The sequence below is a fragment of the Glutamicibacter sp. NPDC087673 genome (genome assembly GCF_044743255.1).
GTDB lineage: Bacteria > Actinomycetota > Actinomycetes > Actinomycetales > Micrococcaceae > Glutamicibacter.
Map to the genome: position 1 here is coordinate 1 of NZ_JBIUWB010000009.1, position 26333 is coordinate 26333.

Sequence of the window (26333 nt, forward strand, 5' to 3'; positions counted from 1 at the left end):
TCATGACACATGAGCATCGACCTCATCCTTTGGAAAGTCAAGAGTTTCCGGGGGAATTCAAGGGTATAAAACGTGGATTAGCCGGTTAACAGGGAAATCCCGGTTTTCCCCATCGAGGAGCGCATCCCCAGCCCGGTGACCAGGGCGCGGAAGGATGCCGAGGTATAAACGCTTCCCCGGTCCGAATGCCAAATCGCGTTCGGCTCGATCCGGTTCGTGTCCGCGGCATTGCGCAGTGCCCGTTCCACGAGCTCCGCGCGCATATGGTCCTCGATCGCCCAGCCGACGACCTTCTTCGAATAACAGTCGATGACCGTGGCCAGATAGATGAAACCCTGCCAGGTGTGGATGTAGGTGATGTCACCGACGAATTTGATGCCCGGACGCTCCGCGGTGAAGTCCCGCTTCACCAGGTCGGGCATGGCTGCGGACGCCGCGGCATCGGCGAGGGTGGTGGTCCTGAAGGGCCGCGGCTGACACGGTACCAGGCCCTCCTGCCGCATGATCTGGCGGACCAGCTCCGGGGAGCACTCGGTGCCCTCACCGGCCAGATCCGCGTGGATCCGGCGGTACCCGTACGTTCCCTCGGATTCCTCGAAGAAATGCCGCACCCGTGCCGCCAGCGCCTGTCTGCGGGCCGCGGTGGCCGAGACCGGGCGGGAACGCCAGTGATAGAACCCGGAACGGGAGATCTCCAGCCATCGGCACAACTTCAGCACCGCCGGAGCTTCTGGGGCGGTGGCGTAGGAGTCAATGAATTCATACTTCGCCACTACCGTGGCTCCCGTGCGAAGTATGCGGCCGCTTTTTTAGGAACGCGGCCTCGGCCTTCAGCTCCTGATTCTCGCGTTCGAGTTCCTTGAGCCGGGCCCGTTCGGAAACGTTCAGTTCCGGCTCGGTGTCGGTACCGCCGTGCGCTTCCTTGTACTTCTTCAGCCAGCTGCGCAGCGTCTCGGCGCCCACGCCGTATTCGGTGGCGACGTTCTTGATGGGCTTGGACGAGTCGATGACTTCGCGGCACAGTTCATCCTTGAATTCCTGGCTGAACCTGCGTCGTGTTGATGACATTTCGGTGCTTCCTCATTTCGGTAGTCCCCATCATTTCATGGGGTCATTTCATGGGGTACCGCTGTCCGAAATATCCAGAGCAGCCCACATGTCCTCTCTGAAACCCACCAGGACCGTTTGGGTATTTAACGAATGATCGAGCATTCATTGAGACAAGCACCGGTATAGTTTCAAAAACTTTGGTAAGTATCGCTAGCCTGCATTCGCTTTTAGCGGTGGTTACGGCACCTACTAGAACCGGTGCCCCTATAGGATACAAGCACGCCGGGACCGGCATGCAAAAGCCTGGACTACAATACCCCACCAAATCCCAAGAATCAGTCCTCAGTGCTCGTCGCGTAGGGTATCTTAAGGCCATGACCAGCTGGAGCATCTCAAGGCACCCCGAATGGGACCAGCTGCTGCTTGCCGGAATCACGGTGCGGGAAATCGCCGAACTTTGCCACCGCGGTCCTGCCACCATCCATTACCACCTGCGACGACGCGATCACTATGAACCGGGTTTCCGCGCCAAGTACGAAGCTGCAGTGGCTGCACGCAACAACAACAGGCCCTCCAGCACATGGCGGCGTCAGGCTACCGAACTAGCAGCCTTCCACGCTGAGCACAAAAGGCTTCCGCGCAGTACCGGCGACCGCGCCGAACGTTCTTTGCACTACTGGCTGGCGATACAACGCAAAGAGCTCCAATCCAGTCAGTTGCCTGCAGCTAAAATCCTGCTTCTGCAAGACGTTCCCGATTGGCATATCGACCCTCGGCAACGCGAACTCGACGAACGATGGAGCGAGCGTTTCGAGGCGCTCCGCGAATTCGTTGCAGAAAGCGGCCAGTTCCCGCGATACCGGACCTACACATCTGAAACGGAACATTCCTTGGGTATCTGGCTGCATAACCAGCATCAGCGTCGTACCGAAGGGAAACTTGCAGCATGGCGACGCGATGCCCTGGATCACGAGTTTGCCGGATGGCGAGGTTACTCCTGATCATGCCGCGGACTGCCGGAAGTCGATTCCACGGCACCACATCCAGTCAATTCTGGTTTGCCCCCAAGGCATGCAGATCTAGCGAATATCCTGCTGCCCACAGTGGTCGTGTTGGCTGCTTAGCTCCGGCAAGACATCGGGCAGGTGTGAGAAAACCCAACCATTTAATCCAAGCTATGGCTATACTACTGCTCTTAGTACTGTCACATTCTGGAGGTGGAGCCATGATCAGAAAAACCCTTATGCGGATCGCTATGTCAGCCTCGGCGTTGGCGCTTGCTGCTGGAGGTCTAACCGTTGCAGCATTGCCGGCCCAGGCTGGATATTCCTATCTCTATCCCACTGACTACAAGACGTTCGATGCTTGCAACGCCAAGCGTTTGACGATGAACTCTTCGTGGACGCGAGCGAGCCAGTGCTTTATCTACTACGACACCGATCGCAACGGGAATCGTGTTGGCCCGAACGTCTGGAAGTTCTCAGTAACGGTCAAGAGCTACTAATAGGGCTCCCCAACCGGTCGTCCTGGAAAGGCAAGGATGGCAGGGGAACGTTTATCCGCATCGTCATCCCTATTTCTTTAAGGTCGTTTAGCTGCGGCGCCCCGATTTCGGTGCGAGGCTAGCGGACAGAGGAAACGTAGTCGCGGATCTTGTACGGCTCGGTGTCGTTGAAGGTGAAGAAGAACGTCTGCTTCCCTTCGCCGGCCCAGGATTCCCCGTCCTTGGTGACCCATTGCCAGGTGGCGGTGACCGCAACCGTGTCTTGCTCGTGGTGCTCGGTCATGAGTTTCACCGTGGGCTTGCTGATTGCTTTCTTCTCTGCTGCGGTCAGCCATTCGACACCGGTCGCTGGCCGCTCTGGCGCGATGACTTGCGTGGCCCGTTCGCTGGTCATGAGCTTTCGGGCGCGCATCTCGGCGGCGGTGCGGTTGAAGTCCTTGTTAGGGTTCCAGGTGGTCATGATCGTGGCCGCTTGCTTCGCCAGCTCGATTTTGGCTGGATCATCCACAGCATCCCCGTGCTCGTGGCTGGCACTAGATGACGGCGTGCTGGGGCTGGCCGTGGTGGGGACAACGCCCGGGATGCTGCTTGGTTCGGTCTCGGTGCTGGCGGGGGTGCATCCGGCTAGGCCTGTTACGAGTCCTGCCGCCAGGGCCATGGCCAGGATTTTGGGGTGTTTCATTGGATGTTCACCTTTTGCTGTCGAAGGATCGGTACCGGATCATAAGTTGTGCCGTTGTTGATCGCTGGGCGGTCAAACACGCTGGTTTTCGGGTTGTTGATCTCGAAGTGAACATGGATGCCACTGGAATTGCCGGTAGCTCCTGGCTTGCCCAGCGGGGTTCCCTTCTTCACTACGTCGCCGGTTTTCACCAGCAGGGAGTTGTCTTGGGCTTCGTGAAATTCGAACACCAGGTAAGGCGGCTCGGTCATCTGCGCGAAAATATAGTTGCCGTAGGAGCCGTAGAGCTTGTCGATGTTCCCGATGCTGGCATAGGTGATCTTCATGTCCGTAGGAGCGTAGAAGTAGGGGTCTGATCCGGCCAGATCGATGCCTTCGTGTTTCAAGAGGAACGGCATGCCAGCGCAGCTGGCCAGCGGGCAGGCGCGTGGCCCGAACGGCGAGGTCATGCGTGAATTGGGCATGGGGTGTGCCCATTCATCGGCTTGCAAGTCACCGAAGTCGAAGCCACCGGGCGCTTCGCAGGTTGAGGAATAGTCCATCTGGGCGTTGCCCATGATGATTTCCACGTAGTGGCGGGTTTCCTCGAAGGGCGGGATGCCCCCGTATTTCTGGACGTTGCCTGCTCCGGCATTGTAGGCGGCCAGGGTGAATTGGATTTTTTCTTTCTCGTTGCTGGCCAGATCCGCGATTTCTCCGGCGAGATGTTTCATGTAGCGGCCTTGGGCATCGAGGCTAGCGAACGGATCGAACGGATCTTTACCGTTGCCCCATTCCTCCCAAGTGCCGGGCATGAACTGGGCAATGCCTCGTGCTCCCACCGGGGAGACTGCCTTGGGGTTCCAGCCGGATTCTTGTTGGATTTGCGCGGCGATGATCCCGACGGGCAGCCCAGCAGTATTGGCGGACTTCTCCACGGCTTCCCGGTACTGTTCGGGAATTTTCACCGTTGATGTTCCGTCGTTGCCTTTGCCGATGGGGGTTCCTTCAATGACACAAGGGGCGTTGGGGTCAGGTTCTTCGCTGTCCCCGGCACCCAAGAACAGAATGATCGGAGTGATCACCAGAAGGAGAAGGACACCGAGGATCGCCAGAACGATTTTGGCTCCTCCACCCTGTTCTTCCATGACCAGGCCTCCCTACTGGTGCGCGCTGTCGCTGGTCTTGTTGGATCGATAGACGGTGGTGTTCTCCAGCTGGGTTGCCACCACATACACCGCGTCATCGGTGACCAGCGCCGGGGCTGGATCTTCGGCACGGTAGTTCGCCCACGTCTTCGGCTCAGCCTCAGAGCTGCCCAGATCCAGGGTGACTGGCCCGTTGTTGCTGTTCGCATAGATCAGGGTGCCGTGGATTGCCGCCAGATCAGCCGCAGGAAGGTCAATGAGTGCCGCCTGGTCGCCGTAGCTGATTCCTACGGTTCCGATAGCTGCGGTTTCCGCTTCGTTGTCCACCAGCAGGGGTTCGGTGGTGTTGGGGATCGCCCGTGGTGCGCCGGAGAAGAGCATTGAACCGGTGCTGGTGTTCAGCACTCCCATGATGCGTTCGGTGTCATCCCAGGCCAGTAGGGCATGGGTGTCATCGAGCGACCACACTCGTGCCGGGTATTTCGTGGCACCTTCTGGCGCGGTGAAGTTCTTCTCTCCCAGGATCGTTCCGGTGTTATCCAGGGTGTAGATGGTGGTGGCGCTGATGGTGGTGATGGTTCCATCTGCCGCTACGTCCAGCACGGTTGACCCGGGTGGGATCATCACATCATGCAGTGTGCCAGCCGTATCGGGGACCCGGATGTACCAGTCCCCCAGTTCGATGTAGGGAGTGTGTGTGTCGGTGCGCGCTGTTTGCCCTGGTTCCAGCCCGATGCTGGTCGGCGCCACGCTCGGGGTGTCGTAGGGCATCTCTACCGGCCATAAGCGCAGTTCGTTGCGTTCTGCAGCGGCATAGACCGGTTTGCCGGCCCAGGTGCCCTGGTGAATGCTGGCCAGGTCTTCCGGGGCTTTGTCCCCGCGCCACACTGGCTGGCCAGTGTCCGGGTTGCGCCCGGTGACGGTGCCTACTGGATCGGCGGTGAGCAGCCGGTCGGGGCTGATCATGTTGACCGTAGCGCCAGCGAGGGTGGGGTGGCTCCACGCGGCGGTCGCTTCGTGTTGCGGTGGCGGCGCGGCTGGCAGCGTAGCCCCGACCCCTTGCGGGGTGTAGACCGGCGCGGTGGCTGCGGGCTGGTTGGCGATGACCACGGCGGTGCCGATGCCGCCGAGGGCGAGCACCGCCAGGGTGCTCGCCCCGGCAATGAACAAGTGTTTTTTCGTGCGCTGCGCGCGTTCGATTTTCGCTTGTTCGGCTTCCTGTTGCGCGGAGAGATCGAGCACTTCCCCATCAGCGGAGATGATCATGTCCCAGGAGCTGTTCGTGGACGCGTCAAGTGCACGCACACGAACGGCCCCGAAGTGGTGGGTGGTGAGTTTGGCGATGACCGCGTTTTTCCCTGCCTCGATGAAATCTTCCTCATCGAGCACGGGGACCGGTGCCCCGTCCAGGGTCAGCATTTGGCGGTCTTCGCTGATTTGCAGCGTATAGACCGGGAAGGCCGGGACTTTCTGGGGATCGATCAGCGTCATCTATTTCGCCACCCGTAGCTTCCTTGGGTTAGTCGGAGGCCTCATCGCTTTTCAGCAAGAAGTCCCGCACGTCTTTCTTCCTGTACCGGCGTACCCTTGACCCGATAGACACCGACTTCAGGCCGTATTCCTTGTTCCATTTCAGAACGGTCTGCGCTTTCACCCGCATCACGTCGGCGATCTCCTCGGTCGTTGCCCACTCCGGCAAATCCGCGATGAGATCTTCAACGGCTTCTGGATCGTTCATGGTCACACTCCAAATGTGCTTGAGTACGAAAACCACGTCAACCCTGTTACGTCATGTTTCCCCATAAAACTATGTTTTACATGTTTTCATAATGTAACCGCGTTACAACATTGACACTGTTTTCTATGCGAGTTAGCGTAAATAACGAATCACTACTTACGGTTGATTACTTTACTGAGGTGAACCCGCATATGTCAGGGATCCCAAACCCTTTTGCGCCTACAAGACCAAATAAGACGCCTGATAGCGGTCATGACATCCGAGATGACCTTCTAGGCCATGAATTCATCGTCACCGGACCCACTGCACCAGGATTGTCTCCCACGCTGGAAGCACCATCTTCCCCGTGGCCGCACACTGACATTGGTCCCTTCGAAGGCCTGGCCGTCATGGGACTTCACGGCGGAGCAGGCGCCACCACCCTCAGCACCCTCCTCGGCGAATCCGCCCTGGACGTAGGCAGAGCATGGCCGCTCTCGCAAAGTACACGAACTCAAGCCCCCTGGCCTCTTCCGGTGATCGCAGTCGCTCGCACCGACCGCACCGGACTGTCCGCCGCTGACAGGTTCGTCCGCTCCTGGGCTAACGGTCAGCTAACCGGTTCCCAGCTTTCAGCACTCGTACTGATCGAAGCAGGGCCTCGCACCAGTGATGCCCGCAAAAAGGCCACCAAGCGCCTGTTGCGCATGGTTCCCCGAGGCACCCATATCCCTTGGATGGATCCCTGGCTGGATGCTCCACCCGATCCGGCCAGGTTACCCGGGCGCATCAAGCGAATCATCAAACTCCTGAACACTCCCACTAAATAGAGAGGCAAAAACATGTTGCTGCAAACCCTGGCATTCGGTATCGATCTGGCCGCCAGCATCCCCAACCCAACCCCAGAACAGCCACCAGGCACCGAAGGTTTCACCACGATCCTGAACTGGATCGCGTGGGCCGTGATCCTGCTCGGCGTAGCCGGATTCCTCGCCTCGGCAGGTTTCCTGGCGTTCGCGTCCTTCACCGGACGGGAAATCAACGGGTTCAAGGGACTGGTCATCTCGCTGATCGTCTGCATCCTGGCAATTAGCGCGGGAACGATCATCAACGTCTTCGTCTAAGCACCGGTGAACCGTCTAAGAGAAAGAGAAGATCCTCATGGCCGAAACTGACCCATTAGGCAGAAACTGGAAACTCTGGGGCGGTATCCTCGCCTTCATCGTGGTCATTGTGGTCGCGGGGCTAGTCATCTTCCCCCGTGTCAACTCTGAACCAGAAACAGCTCCGCCCGCTCCTGCCCCGTCGGTACCGGTTGAGACTGCTTCCCCGTCCTCCCCTTCGGATTCGCCTTCAGCCTCGGCTTCCAAGCCAACTTCCGGGGACTGCCCTGCGCTAAGCACCGACACTTCATTCCCGAATGATGCCCCAGACACTGAATGGAAACGGCACCCTGTGGGTATGCTGCTACCGGTATCGGAGGAGCATGGGCCAGCAAAGATGGACGGGGATTTCTGGCGCTGCTTTAGCCACACCCCATCTGGCGCAATTTTCGCAGGATTGACTCTACTCCTAGACATTTCAGGGGCAGGCGTCATCGATGCCGCGGCCAAATCGCCAGAACGCGATCAGCTTTTTGAGCAGTGGATGGCCCTGGAACAGACCTCTGAATACCCCGTAATTTCTGGATACCGCATCATGAACAGCTCTGACGATGCTGCCTCTGTTGAATACATAGGTCCAGCCGGGGATCAATATATTTCAACCCGAGTGGATCTTTTGTGGGATACCAAAGCAAACGACTGGCGTCTAGATCTTTCGTCTGGTGAGCCCGCCTGGGACGTTACGACTGACCCCAGCGCATACACCGATTTGAAGTAGGTGCAATCGTGGCTAATTCGGAATGCCGCCCGTGGGATCTGGTGTGCAAAGGCGGCGAAGGGATAAAAAACCTTGCTGATAGCGCGATTGCCGAGTTCATCAAGTCCATGTTTGATGGCGCGGTGGCCTTCATGTCGCAGATCTCCACATTCTGGATGGACTCACCCAGTCCAGACGTGAACAACGCGGCAGTCATCAGCCTTCGAGAAGACATGTCCTGGTACGTTGCAGGGTTCGCCGTCCTGGGATTCTTCCTCGGCCTGATCAAGCTCGTCATGTCCCAAGATGTGAAGAACAGCCTGATCGGCTTGGCCACCCCGATCGTGAACCTGATCCTGGCCGCAACCGCCTACGCCGTCGGCATCGGAGTGCTATTGACGGCTTCGGACGAGTTCTCCAAATGGATCGTGCAGCGATCCACCGGGGGCGAAGTGGATCTCACCCAAATGCTCCCCTCCGTCTCGGCCCTCATCGCAAGCCCCGGCACCGCTTTCTTGCTGTATATCCTGTTGCTTCTTGGTTCCATCATCAATCTACTGTTCATGTATTTCCGCGACGTGATGTTCCTGATCCTCTCAGCATTCATCGTCGTGCTGGCTGCGGCCAGTGGCTCCGAACAGGGCCGCCGAGCATGGCGTAAAGCCAACGGCTGGCTGGTCGCCCTATTGCTGTTTAAGCCGGTGGCGGCGGGAATCTACTCACTGGGGCTTCGCATTCTCGCACCGACCGGTACCCCGGAAGGACAAGAACCATCAGTGCCGGAGGCGATGCACGCCACCCTCATTGCATTGTTGATCCTGTTGTTGGCGGCGTTGGCGTTGCCCGCGTTGATCAAATTCATCGTTCCTGCCGCCGGGGTCGGCGCTGGCGCGTTCTCCGGCGGCGCAGCCTTAGGCGCGGGTGTCACCCTCGCAGCCGGCGCCGCAGTTCTCGCGGGAACTGGTGGCGCGGGCGCGGCGGCCGCAGCAGCCGGTAAGGGCGCTGCAACAACGACGCAAGGAGTTTCAACATCAGCTTCCACGGCAGCAGCCGGGAAGGGTGCTGAGTCTTCCGCCGTTACTGGAAGTTCCAGCAGTGGCGCAGGAACAACGGGAGGCGGTTCTAGTGCTTCGGACACTGTGAGCGGTGGCGGCACTTCCTCGGGTGACGGCACTGGATCTGCCGGCGGCACTTCCAGCAGCACCGGATCTACGGGTGCGGGATCTACCGGTGCCGGGTCTACTTCTTCTAGCTCTACCCCCGCTCCTTCGGGGACCAGTTCCTCAGATGCCGGCAACGCATCCCAAACCACCGGCGGAAAAGACACAGGCTCAAGCACCCCACCTGCCGGTGACCCCTCAGGAGCAAAAGCACCAAACAAGCTCAACGAGGCACTGCAGAAAATGAGCGATGTTAAAGGCATCGCCAACGGGGCGAATCCCAGCAAGCTCGTAGACGAGGACGGCGAATAATCATGGCCACCACAGAAATCCGGGTCGAACCGAACACCTTCGGCAACCTGACTGTGCCCCGCCGCTCAGGCTTGCTGGGCCTGTCGATGGGCCAAAGCCTCATGCTGGTGCCCATCGTCCTCATCGTCATTGTCACCGCAGCGCGCGGGTGGATCATGGCCGCAATGATCATCGCCCTGGTCACCATCCTCGGGGCCGTGCTGCTGCTGGTCACAAAGAAACAAGGCCGTTCAATCTATGGGAGACTCATGCTTCGTCTAGCGCAGCGGCAGAAAGTCGCATCCAAAAAGCACGTTTACCTTTCCGGCCCCACCGGGTTCATCCCCGACGGGCAAGTGCGCTTGCCCGGTCTGATGGCCAAATCGCATTTGACCGAATCCATGGATTCCTACGGCAACCCGTTCGGCCTGATCCGCCTCTCCTCCCGTGGCCACCACAATTACTCCGTGGTGCTCGAATGCTTCCCCAACGGGGATAACCTCATTGACCAGGCCGACGTGGATAACCAGGTGGCGCACTGGGCGAACTGGCTGACCCAGCGCGGGTTGGATGAAGGAATCCGCGGTGCCTCCGTCACCATCGAATCGTCCCAGGACTCGGGCCTGCGTCTGCAAAAGCTGTTGGCTGATAATCACCGCGAGGACGCTCCCGAATTCGCCCAGCGTGTCGTTGAACGTATCGCGCAGACTGATAACTCCGCCGCTCCTGAGGTCGTGGCCCGCATTACCCTGACCTTTGACGGCCGCCGCCTTGATGGGAAGGCCGGGGATCGGGGCATGGAAGAAATGGCCGAGGAAATCGGCAACAAGCTCCCCGGCATCATTTCCGGTCTGGCGAACACCGGGGCCGGAGCGGTACGCCCTAACACGGCCCAGGAAATCATCGACTTCACCCGTGTTGCCTACGACCCGACCACCGCTGTAGCAGTGGAGGAAGCGCAAGCCGCTGGCGGCACCGGCCTTGCCTGGGAGGATGCGGGGCCGTCCTTCGCCTTGGACGCGTTCGATCACTACCGGCACGACCGGGCGGTGTCGAAGTCGTGGACGATGTATGAAGGGCCGCGCGGCGCGTTCATGTCGAACTCACTGGCCCGCTTGACTGCACCGAGTGAAGGCGCGCTGCGCAAGCGCGTGACCTTGCTGTATCGTCCGATCCCGGCTGATCAGACTTCAACGGTGGTGGAGAACGAGCAGAAGGATGCGATGTTTTCCGGCTCGCAGCAGCGCGTGTCGGTGCGTGCCCGCCAGCGTTTGGCGGCAGCGCAGAAAACCGCCCAGGAAGAAGCCTTGGGTTCCGGGTTGACCCGCTTCGGGCTGATCATAACGATCAGCGTCAAGGATGAGGCGGAACTGAAGAAGTTCGACCGCACCGTTCCCGGCTTGGTGTCCCACGCGAAACTGCGGGTACGCGAGGCGTTGGCGAACCAGGCAGTGACATTCCAGGCTGGCTTGCCTTTGGGCATGGTGGTGCCTGATCACATGATGATCCCCGACGAGATTAAGACGTGGTTCTAATGACTCCGCTGATCCAGAAGAAGCGCCAGCAGCCTAACCCTGAGGATCTGGCCCAGTCCCACAGCCTCACGCTATCCAAGCGCGACGTGGCCCGTTTGGAACGCTCTGCGAAGAAGGCAGCACCCAAGCCAGCCAAGGAACCAGGCTTGCTTTCCCGACTGCTGGCTGAGGGCGCCCAATCGCGCTATGTTCCAGGCGATGCAGGGTGGAACCGCCGTGGCGGCGGGCCGGTGAACTACATCGAAAACCCGGTGGAGATTCAAGGTTCATCGGTGCAGGTGTGCGGGTTCTGGCCCTTCGTCAACGGTGCCGGATTGCCGACCATTGGCGCACCTCTGGGCCGCCATCTGCTGCGCAACACGCTCGTGACCGGCGATCCTATTTCCTGGTTCCTCAACGGCATCATTTCCAACCCTTCCGCCTTCATCCTCGCCCAGCCAGGACTAGGCAAGACCTCGCTGGTGCACCGCCTGCTGGCCGTGCTCTCAGCCTGGGGCGTGGTGCCGATGATCCTGGCCGACTCACGCCCCGATTACGTGCCGCATATCCGCGCTCTGGGTGGGCAGGTCATCACCTTCTCCCCTGGCCAGGGGCATTTGAATCCGTTGGATCTGGGGCCGCTGGTGGCCAGCCTGAACGAGATTGAGAACGAGAAGGCGCGGGACATTGCAATTCAGGAAATGATCAGCCGCCGCCGCTCGCTCATGGAAGGCATCGCCTCGATGATGCTGGGCCGGCCTCTGAAACCGCACGAGTCCACGTGCCTTTCGGTGGCGATCAATGAACTTGATCCGAACCTGACCGAGGCACCATTGATCGGGGATCTGGTGGACTTCATCCGCTCCCGGCCCGAGGTGCTGCGCCAAAACGTGCTGGCTTACGATGATGATCACGAATACGACCAGCGCCTTCAAGCGCTGCTGGACGCGTTGATCAACCTCGGCCCTTCCGGCGCGTATGGGGACATGTTCGCCAAGCCTTCGGATGCCCATATCACCCCCGGTGTGCCGGTGGTATTCGACATTTCCGGCGTAAACGAAAACGATAGTGTTCTAGTCGCTGCCGTGCAGTCCTTGTGCTGGAACCTCGGATCAGCCACCGTCTCGGCCGAGCAGCATTTGGCCGCTGCGGGCAAGCGCCAGCGGCGCACCTACTTCCTGGTCATGGATGAGCTGTGGCGCATCCTGCGCGCCAGCGATGACATGGTGCACTTCATTGACACGATCACGCGCCTGAATCGCGGGCGCGGCATTGGCCAGGTCATGATCACCCACACCATGAACGACCTCAGGCTATCCAAGGAACATCTGACGGCCACAGCCTGGGGGTTCGTGGAACGTTCCGCGCTCGTGTTCCTCGGCGGCTTGGCTCCTTCGGAGATGGGCAACCTGGAAGAAGTGTTCGCCCTGTCCTCCAAGGAAAAATCGTTAATGACCGACTGGACCGGTGAAGCCGTGGTTGATCCGAAAACCAACAAGGCTTCCCGTCGCCCTGGTGCAGGTCACTTCATCATGAAGGTCGGCAAGAATCCCGGGACTCCGTTCGTCACGCAGCTGACCGATCTGGAATTTGAAATCAGCGATACCAACCGGGCTTGGGAAATGGTCAAATAATGTTTTCCTCAGATCCGCGCTCTGGGCGCAAGAATCAGCCAGCAAACGATGACGCGCTGTGGATGGTCGGCGGCAGCATCCTCACTCTGAGCATCATGGGGGTGTTGTTGTGGTCGCTTGGGGCGATCCTCGATCCCAAGGTGGAGAACTCATCGAATAATCCGGTGCAGATCCTCATGGATCAAGGCCGGGGGTATTTGCCGGTTGGTGGCATCCAGCTCACCGTGTTCATCCTGGGCCTGCTGCTGTTGCTCTCGGTTCTCATGATGCTGCTGATCGTGTGGCGGCGCAGCCGGGGCACCAGCTCGCGCGTGGATCACCTTGCCAGGGAAATGGGCCACGCCAAGGACTTCAAGAGCCTGGAAGAACCAGCGGCCCGTGCCGACGCTGAACGCCTCGGTGCCCAGAAAGCCGGGATCGGCTCGCCCTTGGCCAAGCTGGTCAACAACCGCAAGCCCTTGTTCGCTTCTTATGAGTGGGTGCAGATCTGGTTGATGGGGCCACGTGCCGGTAAGACCTCGTGCGTGTGCGTCCCACAGATCCTGGAAACCGGCGGCCCGGTGCTGGCCACTTCCAACAAGCGCGACATTGTGGACATGACCCGTGGCCCACGCGCCCGCGTGGGCACCGTCTGGGTTCACGACGTGCAGGGCATCATCGGTGAAGAACGCTCCTGGTGGTGGAACCCCCTATCGTTCGTCACCGACATGGAAACCGCCGAAAAGCTCGCTGACGTGTTCCTGGCCTCGGCCACCGACGCAGGCGCGAAGCAGGACGCGTATTTCGAATCTGACGGTAAGCGGCTGCTCTCGCACCTGTTTTTTGCCGCTGCTGTGGGCCGACGCCCGATTACCGATGTATTCGCCTGGGCGCAAGATCCCGAGGATTTCACCGCCCGCGACCTGCTCAAAGACCAAGGCCACCTCGCCCTGGCCGGTTCGCTAGAGCAGATCCAGAAGCTCACCCCGAAGCAGCGTGACGGTGTGTATGGCACGATGCGCCCATGGGTGAACGTCCTGTCCTACGACAAGGTGATTCCCTGGATTCGCCATAATGGGGCCAATCGCCCCGAATTGGATCATCGCAAGCTGGCTACCGGAACAGACACTCTGTATCTCATCTCCAAGGAAGGCGGCGGATCAGCTCGTGCGATCACCGCAGCGCTAGTCATGGCCGTCATGACCGAAGCGGAAAAGACCGCAGCCAGCCAGCCAGGGGGCCGGTTGAAAACCCCGCTCACAGCAGTGTTGGATGAAGCGGCGAACGTGGTGCGTTGGCGCGAACTTCCCGATGTGTATTCCCACTATGGTTCACGCGGTATCGTCGTTTCGACGTTCTTCCAGTCCTATAGCCAAGGCGTAGATGCCTACGGCGAGAAGGGCATGAACAAGCTCTGGGGTGCAGCCAATATCCGTGTGGCCGGATCTGGCCTATCTGACGATAAGTTCCTGCCGTTCCTCGCCCAGGTGATCGGGGAACGCGACGTGCTCAAACGCTCGTCAAGCACCAGCGGCCGCAACGGTCGGTCGGTGTCTAGCTCGATGCAGCGTGAAAAGATCTTGGATGTAGCCGACCTCGCAGCATTGCCCAGGGGGCGGGCAATCCTGACTAGCTCCGGGCTTCCGGCAGGATTGATCGAGCTACAGCACTACTCGACCAATCCTTATGGGGACGATGTGCGAGACTCGCAAAGATATTACGAGGGGCGGCTGAAGAACTAACGAATCGCAGAAGTTGGTTCCCGTTCATTCGATGCTGCAATGAATTTCGCAGATCAATCGATTGACTAGATCTGATGCTCCCCCAAGTTGACCCCAGCCTTCAACCTCTCGTTTCGTAAGATCATTGGGTAAATAACGTTTAGGCAACTTTTTTCCCAAAGCGTTCTTTTTGGTAATTCGCGCGCGCTGGATATAGCAGAATCTATGTGCTGGCTATGTGTCAGCTTTATTTCTTATCGAAAATAGAGGTCGAAGTGCACCTTCTGAGAAGGGATATCTCTGCGCGCCTGTGGACAGATTTCACAGTAGGGAAGAGGAAAATCCTATCTGCTATCGCGATTGCCAGCACCAGTGCGTTGCTGGCCTCAGGTTTAGTCGCCCCATCGGCGTTCGCCGACGAAGAACCGCAAGACACGGCACAAACCGTGGAGGACGTCACCGAACGTCCTGACGGGGTGTCCGCCCAAATTACCGCGAAAGCCACCGGCCACCGCGTCGAAGATTTGTCCCTCCGCACGGCCACCGAACAGGTGTTCGCCAACCCGGATGGGACCTGGACGTCCGAAACGACCTCAGCAGCCCGCTTCAAAGAAGAAAAAGGCAGGTTCATTCCTCTAGGCGCCGACGGAGAACTGACTGACACCGCTTCCACGGTCGTAGGTGACGGCACCGAGCTCACCATCGCTGACGGCAAGGACGCGCTCGGCGATGGCCCCACCCAAGATTCGGTCGTGCTCGCTGAGCTCGACGCCACCGGCGAGCACCAGAACGCCAAGCTCACGCTGGGCTGGGAAGGCGAGCTTCCTCAGCCTGAGATTGCTGAGAACCAGGCCAAGTATTCTGACCAGGTCGAAGTACCAGTGACGGATGAATCCATTGGGGATGTCTCACCGCAAACTTCAACGGTGACTCCACTCCCGTCGGAGGAATCTGAATCATCTGAGGCCCTTTCCCAAGAGTCTGAAGTTGCCGAAGGCACAGCTAAGCCATCGCAGTCGCCTACCGGTAACAGTGATGCAACATCCACTGTTGCCCCGAGCGAAGCATCGGCAGAGTCATCAAGCACGAATCCGGAACCAGAAACATCGGCAGAGCCAGTCGAGTCACCCTCTTCGGAAGCTCCGCAGGAACAGTCAGCTGAAGCTGATGTCGTCGTGCAGCCATTGAAGTCAGGATTTTCCCACCGAACAGTGGTCGATAAGGCACCCGAGGGAGATGTCTCATTACGTTTCCCGGTCCAACTTTCTAAAGGCCTGACCCTGAAGAAAGATAAGGACACCGGGGATCTGCGTGCCGTGAATGGCTCGGGCGAGACCATATTCTTCGCCCCGGCGCCGACGATGTGGGATGCCAAGATCGATGAGGCTTCCGGCCTTCCATCTGCTGAACGTTTCGTCGACACCGAACTCACCGAAGAAGACGGCGTCCCAGTACTCACGCTAACCGTCGATAAAGAGTGGCTGCAGGACCCGCAGCGCCAGTATCCGGTCACGATTGACCCGACGTGGACATCCGGTGTCTCTGATACGTGGGTTCAGGCAGACGTCCCCGGATCCAAGGCCGGCGATCCTGAACTTCGCGTTGGCACGTTCAATGGTGGTTCGTTGAAGTCCCGCTCATTCCTGCAGTTCGCCTCCACCGCCTTGAACGGCAAGAAGATCACCAAGGCCGAGCTGCGGATGCACAACTACCACTCCTATTCGTGCACTTCGTCGCCGATTAAAGTGCAGCGTGTGACGACCTCGTGGATTTCGTCTGATGTTCGTTGGACCGCACAGCCCAGCGTGACAACCAGCGGCGAGGGTTCAAACAACATTTCCAAAGGCTACTCCTCCAGCTGTGCTGCCGGGTACGTCTACTACCCGATCACGCCGATCGCCCAGTACTGGGCAGATAACCCCACCAAGAATTTTGGTGTTCGACTGATTGCCGCCGATGAAACGAACAACAACACTTGGAAGCGGTACCGCTCAGCGAACTACATCACCGGGTCCAATGATCCGGTGGAGCCCCAATTCATCGTGACCTACAACTCCTACCCAGGAACCCCTTCGGGTGTTTCGTTCAACTCCGGCGAGTCAGTCAAGGACTCTGCTGGCAAACTGTGGGTGAAGTCCAAAACCTCGACGTTCCGTTCGACAGTTACGGACCCTGATGGCGGTAACGTCAAGGCAGAATTCGACATGTCCGGCACCAGCACCCTGGCTAAGAAGGCAGGGACGACTGTCGCTTCAAAGCAGGTCTCCACGTACAAAGCCTCCTTGGCTTAGAACGGCACTTACACGGTCAAGGCCTGGGCCAATGACGGTTCGCTGCGTTCCAAGGCTGCCGGTTCGTCAACTACTTTCACTGTTGACTCGGTAGCGCCGTCGGCTCCTTCAATCTCCTCCTCAGGAGGGATTACGAACAACGGCTGGAAGTTCACAAAGCCCACCTCGAATACTTTCACATTCTCTTCCAGCGCTGACACCGACAAATTCTCCTACCAGTTGAACAATGATCCTTGGAAGACCGTCACGGCCACCTCTGGCAAGGCGACCTTGTCATGGAACCCTACCGGCGCGAATATCCTGAGGGTGAAGGCGAACGACAAAGCGACCAACACTTCGGGCACTACCACGTGGACCTTCGGCAACGGCGTTGCTTCGCTGACTTCTCCTGCCGGTGGTTCCACTACTTCGGACTCCTTCAAGGTCACTGGCCAAGGTCCGAGCTCATCGACCGGCGTGGTGACTCCGAAGGTGTATTGGCGTGAAGCAAACAGCGTCAGCGCTGATACGACGACCTATGGTTCGAATAGCGGATGGTATGAAGCTGCCACGTTGCCTGCTATCGCTGTTGGGCAGCCGGTCAAAGTCAATACCATGGTCAACGTCGCAGCCGCTCCGGCCGGAAAATTGAAAGAACTCGGTAAAGACCGCCTGGCGACCTTGGTTGAGCTCCAGGTCTGCTTCGACTACGCAGGAGCTCCAGCCGCTTCGAAGTTGCAGTGCACCACGAACAAATCCAAGAAACCAGTCCAGGTCACCAAGCTGCCGCACGCTTTCGGGGATAACTACCCTGTTGCCGAAGCCGGAGACGGACAGGTCGCGCTGACCACCGGTGAACTGAACCTTTCGGAAACCGACGTCGAAGTCGACGCCGGCAACACTGGTCTGTCCGTGAACCGCTCCTACTCGTCCTACTCGGGGATCGGCGCGAACTCCCGCATCTTCGGCAAAGGCTGGCGCGTGAATATCGAAGGACCCGACGAGGGTCTTTCAGGGCTGATGGTCGCTGAATCCACTGCCCTGGATGGCACCGTCACCTTGATCAATGATGATGAAACCGCGGCGGTCTTCCGCCAACCAGGCAACGGCCGTGTCTCCTTGAAAACGGGCACTTATGTCGCGGCGAATGACGACGCGAGTGCTTCGGGATGGAAACTCGCATTATCCGGCACTGGTACCTCCGCGCGGATCAAGATCACCGAGGAAGACGGCACAGTGACCACGTTCAAGCGTGGTGCGATCTTGGAGGGCAACTCCAAGATCTACGAGTGGATCACTGAAACCGTCACCGGCGGCAACGGCACGGGCACAGCCAAGTTCGTCTCGAACACTGCCGGGCAGACCACGATGGTTGTTGCTGGCACCGAGACCAACCTGACATGCGACACGACCACCCCCGTCAAGGGTTGCCGGCGCATCAACCTGGCCTATGACACTTCGGGCAAGATCACGAAAGTCACCTACACCGCCTGGGATCCAGCCGTCAGCGCGATGAAGACTGTGAACATTGCCGAGTACGCGTATGACGGAACGACTGCTGATGCACAACTGGTCAGCGTGAAGGATTCCCGCACAGGGGATGTCACTTCCTACACCTATGCTGCCGACTCGGCCGCTGGCGTGCCGCTGATTGCTTCCACCGAGGAGAAGACCAGTGGGGGTACGCGCGTTGATGCCCCGACCTACTATTCCTACGGGCTCGGGAACACCGGCTCCGGGCGTGCTGATTGGCTGGAAAAGGTCGAGCGCGGCAACCCCACCGACGGGAACTCCCGGGTGCAGACAGCACGCTTTGTCTACGGGATCAACCCCGTCGGGGATGGAAACAACCTGCCGGACCTGCGTGAAGAACGAGTCAAGCTCTGGGAGCAAGAAGGTTCCAAGCGTCCCGTTACCGGTTACGCAGTGTTCGGGGCCGGGAAGAGCATCGCATCGTCCAAGGCCGGATCGGTTGCAGCCAGCGACTTCAAGTATGCGGATCTGCAGTATGTGGATGCGCAGAACCGGGTCGTGAACACGTCCTCGTTCGCTGCTGGCGCCTGGCAGAGCACCGCCAGCGTGTTCAACGAGGACGGCAATGTCGAGCGGTCCTACGATGAGCGGGCCCTGCGCACGATCCAGGCCTCGGCCGCAACCCCAGGGAATGTTGTCGGCGGCATTGTCAACGGACATATGGACCAAGCATCCTTGTCCTTCTACTGGTCGGCTCTGTCGGCCTATGTGGATGAGAACGGCGACGGGATCACGAACGCCACCGACCCGGTGATCAAAGCAGATGAGATCGCGAAGAATGAGGCTACCGCGGAATTCTTACGTGGGTATGTCACTGACTCATATTCTCCGGTGACCACCGACGAGAACGATGAGCCAGCCCGCGTCCACACCAAAACGACCTACACCGCGTTGAGCGATGTTGATGCTGGCGGCATGCCGCGGATGCTTGCCACGAAGGAAGTCACTACCAAAGCGAATTCCGGCGACGTCGACATGTCTGCCACGAATGAGCCGATCATCACCCAGGTGGAGAACGGGTATGACGCCTATACGGTCGATAAGAACGGAAAGGCGATTACCGACAAGAACAACTTGCGTTCAGGCTGGGTGATCGGAACCCCCACCAAGGTCACTCAGGTCCTATCTCCCACGACAAACAACATCGTGATCGAAACCAGGTATGACGACCAGGGCCGCGTCATCGAGACCCGCCAGCCGAAGTCGGCAGGAGCAGACGCCGGCACCACTCAGAGCATCTATTACACTGCTGGACCCAACGCCGTTGATGCTGCTTGTGGCAGCAAACCTGAATTTGCGGGATACCTCTGCAAGAACACCCCGAAGGGGGCCGGCTCGGTGTCGAAGCATCAGACCGGGTTCAACATCTATGGCCAGCCGGCGACGTTCACCGAGGCCTCGACCGGGACCGATGGTGCCAAGCGCACGACAACCCAGACCTACCGTGCTGACGGGCAGGAGCTGAAAACCACGGTCACTACCAGCGGTATCACCACTGTCGCGGTGCCACCGGTGGAGAAGCTCTACGACGCCACCGGCGTACAGAACGGCGTGCGGGCACTTGCCTCGGGCACGTTGCCGCAATCCGAGGTGAAATGGACCCAAGATCTGTGGGGACGAACCACGTCCTACACGAACTCGCTGGGGGAAACGACCACGACCGAGTACGACGGATTTGGCAACGTGTCCAAGACCGTCTCGCCGGTGTCCACCTCGACCTACAAGTACGGGGCGCTCTCGTCAGACGGCACCGCGGAGTACCAGGGCGTGGTCACGAGCATGACCGTGTCCAAGCATGGGGGGACGGGAACCGGTACCTACACGGCGTCCTATGATGGAGACGGGAACATCCTGACCCAGAGCATCCCGGGCGGCTTCACCCAGAAGATGGACTACGACGAATCCGGCAAGCAGGTCCGACTGGCCTATGACGGCCCGCTGAAAGCCGAGGACGGGACAGCGTCGAACGGGACCTGGATCGCGTGGGAACAGAACCGGGATACCACCGGGCGCATCATGGGTGAAACGACTCCGGAGGGTGATGTCCTTGCGGGCACCTCCACCGCCGGTGACCGGGGTGCAACCTACGACCGCATGTTCACCTATGACCGGGCCGGACGCCTGACCGAAGTCAAGGATGTCACCGCGCAACCGGGCGAAACCGTCAATACTGACCCTGCTGAAGGTGCCGTCACGCCAGTGACGGTGCGGAAGTATGCGTTCGATAAGAACGGCAACCGCACCTCACTGACCACCACGGTCAACGGAGCCCAGACTGCTTCGCGGACCTGGACCTATGATGCGGCTGACCGCGTCGGTGTAGGCGCCGGGTATGTGTATGACGGGTTGGGACGGCAGACCACGCTTCCAGCCGCGGATGCGCCAGCAGCTGCTGGTGGTGTGAAGGCTGGTGCTGGGGCGATCACGGTGAAGTACTTCGCTGATGATGCTGCTGCAGCCATTACCCGCAACGGCACCACCTCCACCTTCGCCCGGGATCCGCAAGGCCGCCGACTATCGGTAACTTCTACGGGGACGAACGCTGCCGGGACCGAAACGAAGCACTACGCCGATGATTCGGATAACCCTGCATGGACGAGCCGTGTTCAAGGAACCCAAACGATCACGACTCGGTATGAGTCCACGATCGGTGGAGACCTGGCACTGACCATCACCGAGAATAACGTTGAACTGGCGTTGAGCAACCCCCACGGAGACGTGGTGGCCACTGTTCCGGTCACTGGCACCGGTGCGGGGCAAGGTATCACCGGGTGGGCACAGTATGACGAGTATGGGAACCAGCTGTTCGAACCAGTGAATACTGGTGCGACGACTTATGGCTGGCATGGCGCTGATCAGCGAGCTGTTGATACCAGCGGACTGATCCTGATGGGCGCACGTCTTTACAACTCTCATGCTGGGATATTTACCGGACGTGACCCAGTAGAAGGCGGCAACACAACAAGCTATAAATATCCGGATGACCCAGTTAATAGCAGCGACACCGATGGTGAAGCATGTCGAACGCAATGGTATGGATTTGCCATCAGAATTAGCTGCGGAGGCGGCTATGGTAGCGGGTACGGATCAAGTTCGAACAACTATATGAATAGTTGGAACCGCGCCACAAGTAGATGGCATAACACATGGAGTAGGAACGTAACACGCGCCGCAGCTAGAGCTTCCGTGCATGCGGTCAGGGTGGGCGGCGTCGCGCGTCCTGGGAAGTCGAAGAGGTATTACAAGAAAAAATACTACGGCTATACCATGTCCTACCACAGGGGATCGAAGAGCAAGGTCTACAAATATGGGATTAGCCGAGTTGGCGCCAAACGTCCGATATCGCAGATCTCTAGATGCCAGCGCAGGATGGGTACGCGATGCAGTTATAAGATCAATCGCCGGTTCCAAAGTTACCAGCATGCACGAGTCTGGGAGACTGGGCGGATCGTTGGATACAAGAAGCGAGCAGGAAGTTGTCCACCAGGGCACAGAGGTAGATACTGCAAGTAACAGAGTAAGCCGGTAACGAGTTGGCTTATCCGCATCCACGAGTTCAATTGGGGGAACATGGGTTTTTCAGTATTCCGTAAAAAGAGCGATAGCGGCTTACGAGGGCCGAGTATTGAAGCGCTCAAAAAGGGACATCGAATTTTCTACGGAGAGTATCTTGAAGGTCCAGCTAAAGGAACAACTGTTCTCATAAAAGTTGTTTCTTCTCGGAGGGTCACTAAGAAGCTCGTCGAGGGCAATACTGGGAGTTCCATGTTCCCTGCTGGGATCGAAGTATTAGTGACGCTTCGTTCAGCGGGCCCGGGGTCATACACCCTTTTTCCGGAGATTAGTGAGAGCTGGGATTTCTTCTCCTTGGCCCCAGGGGAAGAGGAAGAGTGGCTTTCAGTTCAACCCATTAGCTGGTTCACGCATATTGACTCTAAAGCTAAGGCTAAAGGCTTTGACAGAGTTTATTGATCGCGCGATCCAAGCGAGGCAATGATTCGAAACTTAACAGAGGATTCACTCTTGACTTTTAGGAACAGCCATAAATGCATGACGATAATTTGACACCGCCCCATGATGAATATGTGAATCACTTCACCTCGGAGTTCTATGAAGATCTAACCAACGAGTTCGCACCGTTTGGTTCGGACGAAGGCTTTGACGTAATTTCTTTGTCAGAAGACCATCGAGACGAGGTCTCTGAAGAAACAACCGTTCAGGAGCTTTTGGAGATAGTAGACGCACCACTTAGCGACGAGTGGAGCCAGACTCTAAAAGGCCAGGAGGCTTTGGATGATGCAGTGTTCATTTCGTCAGCCGCGTTCGCATTGATTCGCATTACTGGAAGGATAGACTCGCGCGGCCATAAAAAAGCGCTTGAATCATTGAAGGTTTTAATTGATAGCTTCGGAGATGAAAGCGAACTGGTGCAGCAGAAAATTGATCTGGAATCTTGGACTAATTCCACTGCCTGACCACAATCAGGGTTGAGCGCTAAGAGGATCTCTAACTATAAGTTGATTCTAAATTGCATTCGTTCTACCAAACCATTTGCCGAGTTTTGGGTAGTTCGATAGAAAAGCTGCAAAATAAACCAGGGTGGAGAGAAGATCTTTCCACCCTGGTTTGTGTTAAGCCCTGAATCCGTACAGACCGTGGACGACGAGCTTCTATGAATTTCGGCCGATATCGTTCCTGGCAATTGCTAAATAGTATTTGCTTGCGTTGATGGCTAGTTCCACCGCCTGGTACCAATCACTCACGTAGGCCGCTAAGTCAGCAATAACCGCAAGAATCAAAAGAGTGTTCACACCACTCATGTGTGCGGCGCAACGCTTCTGTCTCTCCGGTGGGCCAAGAAACATGGGTTACGCCCCCTACCATGTGCGCAAGAGGTGGCATTAAAAGCAAGAAGCTGGCCAGCGAAATTCGCTGGCCAGCTTCTTGCTGCTGCTATACAGATGAACGGAAATACCCGCTCGGTGCGTCCCAGATAGGGAGCATCTCGGGCAGTTCTGGGTGCATCACCTTGTCATAAGCATGGAAGGGGCCGTCCAGAGCGGTGAGTCTGTCCATCAGCGGATAGAAGTAGTCCCGATAGAACACCAGAATCTGCTGTGGGCCGTCCCACCGCATCTGCTCCCATGTCTCCCACAGCGCAGTGATCACCGAATACGCTTCCGGATATTCATACCAATTCGGTGCCCAGGCTCGCCCTGAGGGGCCATGCTTGCGCAAGTAGCGCGGTAGAGCATACCCATGAAGCCACTTTTCCGCATCCTCATAGACGAAGGGGCGCTCTTCTGGATCTCGCTCGGTCACTGGTTGTTGGGACGCTGGCTCGCTGGCCTCGCCACCATCCAGATCCAGCTCATCATCATTTGGGGGAATGCCGATCATCGCGACAGCTCCTGTCCCTGAGTCCGTGCGGACGCGGCCCCGGCCATGACTCGCTTGCGGTTCTTCATGGCTGTCTGCGGGTTAGCGGTGGTTGGAGCCAACGGAAAATCAGCATCCTTGCCGCCCTTATCTTTCCACACCGTCAGCAGCCGTTGCGCAGCGGGGCTGTTCTGGTTCTGCGCTGCATCAACAGAACCAGGTTTTGCCCCATCGGCATGACCAGGAGCTACGGGAACCGCAGACTTATCAGTTGACTCACCCTGCTCTTTGCCACCAAGCACCGGCTCTTGTTCGGCGCGCCGCTCGGCCGCGTCAGCGTGAGCCTCATCAGCCCGTTCTTCACCTGCTGCTCGCTCAGCCACTGCTTGGTGAGCTTCTTCGTTCTCCTGCGCCTGATCAGCTACTACCGGGTTGCCTTCGGCGTTCTCACGCTGACCGGCCAGATAGTCATCCAGCGCATCACGCAAGGCTTGGTGCCGGTCAGTCGCCGCCGTGGGGTGATCCCGGTTAATGTCCTCCACGTTGATCTCGAACTGATTGCGGATACGATCAGCACCAACCATGAACGCCTGGGAAGCTGACTCATGGCGTCCAGCAAGTTCACTGGCCACAATCATCCTGTCGGCAATCGCCTCGCTGCCAGCACTCTTCCAGAACTGCGCTGAGGATAAATCTCGGTGAACCATCTGAGCCACGTTGCGTTCACGCTCTGTTTCCGCATTGGCCTCGGACAGCCGCATTTGTGCTCGGCGCTGGGCATTCTCGGCCATTTGCATTCCCGATCCCATGACAGCTCGGACAATGCCGCCGAAGTCCTGCATCATCTCTGATTCTTCTTGGCTTTCCACGGTGCTTCCTCTCGTTAGGTTTGGGCCTATCGTTCGTAACCCTGGTCAGTACCCGATCCAGGACGTGCCCCGGCCTTCCAATCTCGGTACGGAACATGCGGTGCCTTCGGCGCACCCACTTTCTGCGATTCCTGTGCCTGGATACGTTTCATTTCCGCGTTCACAATGTTCTCGGCATCATTGATCAAGCGATCGACACCCGAAGCAAAACGAGGCCGATCAGCAGCCATATGATTCTGCATCATGACGCGGCCTAAACGACCAGCTTGCTTCGCCAAAGCCACCCAACCATGACCACCACTCACCTTAAACCGCTGGTTCAGTCTCGCGGCGTAGCGCACGTTGCCTCCACCCTGGGCAGCACGGGCGTAAGACTCGGAAAGCTGCTGGAACGTCGCTGGCTTGCCGCACTCGAACTGCAACGACAAGCGGGCGTAAATGTTCGCCAAAGTATCCGGCCCGGTCTTGTGGCTCATCATCCGTTCCAACTGCTGAACAGACACCGGATGAGCTACTGCCTTGCGGTGCTCCCGGGAATGGTTCGATGAATGCAAGGACACCAAATAGGCATCCCCGGCCACGCGATCCTTGTTCCCGAACCTGGCGTGAATATCATTCCAGGCAAGAGTGGAATCCAGCTTTGACGGCGCGTACCATATCACTTTGTTGTCGCTGCCGCGTTCGCCCAACGACACCCGATAGCCACGCACTTCACTGTTCGATCCGGCCTTGAAACTCGGAGCAATACGCACGCCCAGATCCTGCGCATGGCGCACATATTCTTCGGCACTGTTCGCTGTGGAGAGCGCTGCACGCAACCGGCGGCGCAGCTCGAACTTATCCGACAAAGCGTTGTTCCCGCGCTCGGCCCTCGCACGCTCTGCTGGCTTCTCCCCCGCCAGACCCTTGCCGTGTTCCTGGGACTCCAACCGAGGCAATCCGTAATCTACTTCCAGCTCGCGGCACGCGACCTGGGCGCGGTGGAAATCATTGTGTGCGCTCGCCTTGGTTCCGTTCTCGCGAACCATCGACACCACTACGTGAATATGGTCGTTGCCGTTCTTCGATGCGCCGTGATGTACCGCAACCCAGCGCGAAGATTTCGCGCCGTCCGGGTCAATAAAACCCATCCTTTCCACGAAGGATGCCGCGATCTTTTCCCATTGCTCATCGGGCACTGAACCGTACCCGGATTCAACAGCCAAGGAGCAATGCCACACGTGCGCATCCTTCGACCCGGTGCGGATCTTCTTGCCGTTTTCATCCTTCAAGAACTCGCCGGATTCTTCGTCTCTCGCATACACCGGCTTGGTCACGTCCGTGCCGTGCACCTTGCGCGGCGCATCCAGCATCTCGGCAATCTCAAAAGCATCGTACTTCGACAATTCAGCGCCAGGAGCATAAGCCAAAGTCACGCGATCATCTCCGGCAATGAGCCGCTGGTTCTCGTGCTCGTTGGAACGACCAGGGCCAACCAGGTAGTTCATCAAACCGGCCATGCGACCACCGCGAGTGACGTTGGGGATCATGCTGGATCACCCGCAATCTTCAACGACTCCAAGACCTCATCTATGCGCGCAACCGTTGCCCGCAGATGTTCCAAAGAATCGTGCAGATCGTCCTTGATTTCACCGGTCGTGTTTGCAACTCGGGCGATCTGGTTGATGTTGTTTCCCGCAGCGGCAAGGCCTCGTTGCAACAAGAACAACAAGGTAATCAGCTCGTGGCGCTCGGCAGCAGTTTCACCACGAGACTGCGACAAGGTGGATTCCACCAAAAGACGAGCCACCGACACGCCAGCCTCATCGGCCATGACTTGCAACGCCAAGTTCTGGTCAACGGTGAGCTTCACCTCGCGGCGCACCGAACGGCCACCGGCAGCGTTCGACTGACGCTTGCGAGAATCGAAGCGAGTCATGCCAACCAACCTTCCAGCCCAGTGCAACACCAATTGACCTAACAGGTCAATTGTCTCATCCGCAGAATCGAAGATCAAGGATGCGAGCCACTTAGCCGTGCTAAGTATATAGCTTGCTCCGCCTG

22 protein-coding genes and 1 pseudogene are annotated in these 26333 nt (G+C 58.3%); 13 read left to right on the top strand and 10 right to left on the bottom strand.

Annotated elements, in window-relative coordinates; genetic code table 11:
* Positions 1-95: 95 nt before the first annotated feature.
* Positions 96-1068 (bottom strand): annotated as a pseudogene (locus tag ACIOTL_RS16840) (IS3 family transposase); the annotation flags it as partial.
* Between the two features lie 356 nt (positions 1069-1424).
* On the opposite strand from ACIOTL_RS16840, the gene ACIOTL_RS16845 reads away from it, so the two are divergent.
* Entirely contained in the window at positions 1425-2051 is a 627-nt protein-coding gene (locus tag ACIOTL_RS16845; protein WP_400343838.1) for a helicase associated domain-containing protein, read from the top strand.
* A gap of 224 nt (positions 2052-2275) precedes the next feature.
* Positions 2276-2554, top strand: coding sequence for a hypothetical protein (locus ACIOTL_RS16850; RefSeq protein ID WP_400343841.1), 279 nt, complete (start codon positions 2276-2278; stop codon positions 2552-2554).
* Positions 2555-2672: 118 nt separating this feature from the next.
* Here ACIOTL_RS16850 and ACIOTL_RS16855 read toward each other — a convergent pair whose 3' ends face one another.
* The 4 genes from ACIOTL_RS16855 to ACIOTL_RS16870 are packed head-to-tail and all read right to left on the bottom strand — an operon-like array spanning position 2673 to position 6101.
* A complete protein-coding gene (locus ACIOTL_RS16855) occupies positions 2673-3236 on the bottom strand; it encodes a hypothetical protein (RefSeq protein WP_400343843.1) in 564 nt (187 codons plus the stop codon).
* Complete coding sequence (locus tag ACIOTL_RS16860) at positions 3233-4363, bottom strand: transglycosylase SLT domain-containing protein (RefSeq protein ID WP_400343846.1); 1131 nt, start codon at positions 4361-4363, stop codon at positions 3233-3235. Before ACIOTL_RS16860 ends, ACIOTL_RS16855 begins: the two co-directional genes overlap by 4 nt.
* 12 nt (positions 4364-4375) lie before the next feature.
* Positions 4376-5854: a hypothetical protein gene (locus ACIOTL_RS16865; RefSeq protein WP_400343849.1), complete on the bottom strand. Its 1479-nt coding sequence runs from the start codon at positions 5852-5854 to the stop codon at positions 4376-4378.
* Between the two features lie 28 nt (positions 5855-5882).
* Positions 5883-6101: a helix-turn-helix domain-containing protein gene (locus ACIOTL_RS16870; RefSeq protein WP_400343852.1), complete on the bottom strand. Its 219-nt coding sequence runs from the start codon at positions 6099-6101 to the stop codon at positions 5883-5885.
* A 389-nt stretch (positions 6102-6490) separates the two neighbouring features.
* Between ACIOTL_RS16870 and ACIOTL_RS16875 the strand changes: the two genes are divergently transcribed.
* The 8 genes from ACIOTL_RS16875 to ACIOTL_RS16910 all read left to right on the top strand — a co-directional run bounded on the left by ACIOTL_RS16875 (position 6491) and on the right by ACIOTL_RS16910 (position 16530).
* On the top strand, positions 6491-6910 hold the full coding sequence (locus ACIOTL_RS16875) for a DUF6668 family protein (protein ID WP_400343854.1): 420 nt from the start codon (positions 6491-6493) through the stop codon (positions 6908-6910).
* Between the two features lie 12 nt (positions 6911-6922).
* Positions 6923-7204 carry a hypothetical protein gene (locus ACIOTL_RS16880; protein WP_204677755.1) on the top strand — a complete coding sequence of 94 codons (282 nt, stop codon included), beginning with the start codon at positions 6923-6925 and terminating at the stop codon, positions 7202-7204.
* Between the two features lie 337 nt (positions 7205-7541).
* Entirely contained in the window at positions 7542-7961 is a 420-nt protein-coding gene (locus tag ACIOTL_RS16885; protein ID WP_400343857.1) for a hypothetical protein, read from the top strand.
* 8 nt (positions 7962-7969) lie between these two features.
* Positions 7970-9412, top strand: coding sequence for a hypothetical protein (locus ACIOTL_RS16890; protein ID WP_400343860.1), 1443 nt, complete (start codon positions 7970-7972; stop codon positions 9410-9412).
* 2 nt (positions 9413-9414) lie between these two features.
* Complete coding sequence (locus ACIOTL_RS16895; protein WP_400343863.1) at positions 9415-10926, top strand: SCO6880 family protein; 1512 nt, start codon at positions 9415-9417, stop codon at positions 10924-10926.
* Positions 10926-12539 (top strand): hypothetical protein, encoded by a 1614-nt coding sequence (locus ACIOTL_RS16900; RefSeq protein WP_400343865.1) that lies wholly within the window; start codon positions 10926-10928, stop codon positions 12537-12539. The genes ACIOTL_RS16895 and ACIOTL_RS16900 overlap by 1 nt, the downstream gene beginning before the upstream one ends.
* Positions 12539-14260: a type IV secretory system conjugative DNA transfer family protein gene (locus ACIOTL_RS16905; protein ID WP_400343868.1), complete on the top strand. Its 1722-nt coding sequence runs from the start codon at positions 12539-12541 to the stop codon at positions 14258-14260. Before ACIOTL_RS16900 ends, ACIOTL_RS16905 begins: the two co-directional genes overlap by 1 nt.
* Positions 14261-14616: 356 nt before the next feature.
* Positions 14617-16530 carry a DNRLRE domain-containing protein gene (locus ACIOTL_RS16910; RefSeq protein WP_400343871.1) on the top strand — a complete coding sequence of 638 codons (1914 nt, stop codon included), beginning with the start codon at positions 14617-14619 and terminating at the stop codon, positions 16528-16530.
* An 8-nt stretch (positions 16531-16538) separates the two neighbouring features.
* Here the strand turns inward: ACIOTL_RS16910 and ACIOTL_RS16915 are convergent, their stop codons facing one another.
* Complete coding sequence (locus ACIOTL_RS16915) at positions 16539-16730, bottom strand: hypothetical protein (RefSeq protein ID WP_400343874.1); 192 nt, start codon at positions 16728-16730, stop codon at positions 16539-16541.
* Positions 16731-16749: 19 nt separating this feature from the next.
* Here ACIOTL_RS16915 and ACIOTL_RS16920 point away from each other — a divergent pair, with 19 nt between their 5' ends.
* The 3 genes from ACIOTL_RS16920 (at position 16750) to ACIOTL_RS16930 (ending at position 22517) form a co-directional block, all read left to right on the top strand.
* On the top strand, positions 16750-21555 hold the full coding sequence (locus ACIOTL_RS16920; protein WP_400343877.1) for an RHS repeat-associated core domain-containing protein: 4806 nt from the start codon (positions 16750-16752) through the stop codon (positions 21553-21555).
* A 57-nt stretch (positions 21556-21612) separates the two neighbouring features.
* Positions 21613-22014, top strand: coding sequence for a hypothetical protein (locus tag ACIOTL_RS16925; protein ID WP_157867178.1), 402 nt, complete (start codon positions 21613-21615; stop codon positions 22012-22014).
* 74 nt (positions 22015-22088) lie between these two features.
* On the top strand, positions 22089-22517 hold the full coding sequence (locus ACIOTL_RS16930) for a hypothetical protein (protein WP_400343880.1): 429 nt from the start codon (positions 22089-22091) through the stop codon (positions 22515-22517).
* Between the two features lie 478 nt (positions 22518-22995).
* Here the strand turns inward: ACIOTL_RS16930 and ACIOTL_RS16935 are convergent, their stop codons facing one another.
* The 4 genes from ACIOTL_RS16935 to ACIOTL_RS16950 form a co-directional block, all read right to left on the bottom strand.
* Positions 22996-23442, bottom strand: a complete 447-nt coding sequence (locus ACIOTL_RS16935; RefSeq protein WP_400343883.1) for a DUF4913 domain-containing protein — start codon at positions 23440-23442, stop codon at positions 22996-22998.
* Positions 23439-24290, bottom strand: a complete 852-nt coding sequence (locus ACIOTL_RS16940; RefSeq protein ID WP_400343886.1) for a hypothetical protein — start codon at positions 24288-24290, stop codon at positions 23439-23441. The genes ACIOTL_RS16935 and ACIOTL_RS16940 overlap by 4 nt, the downstream gene beginning before the upstream one ends.
* A gap of 26 nt (positions 24291-24316) precedes the next feature.
* On the bottom strand, positions 24317-25819 hold the full coding sequence (locus tag ACIOTL_RS16945) for a relaxase/mobilization nuclease domain-containing protein (RefSeq protein WP_400343889.1): 1503 nt from the start codon (positions 25817-25819) through the stop codon (positions 24317-24319).
* Positions 25816-26333, bottom strand: a 518-nt coding sequence (locus tag ACIOTL_RS16950) for a MobC family plasmid mobilization relaxosome protein (RefSeq protein WP_400343892.1), incomplete at its 5' end; no start/stop codon positions are given. The genes ACIOTL_RS16945 and ACIOTL_RS16950, both read right to left, overlap by 4 nt.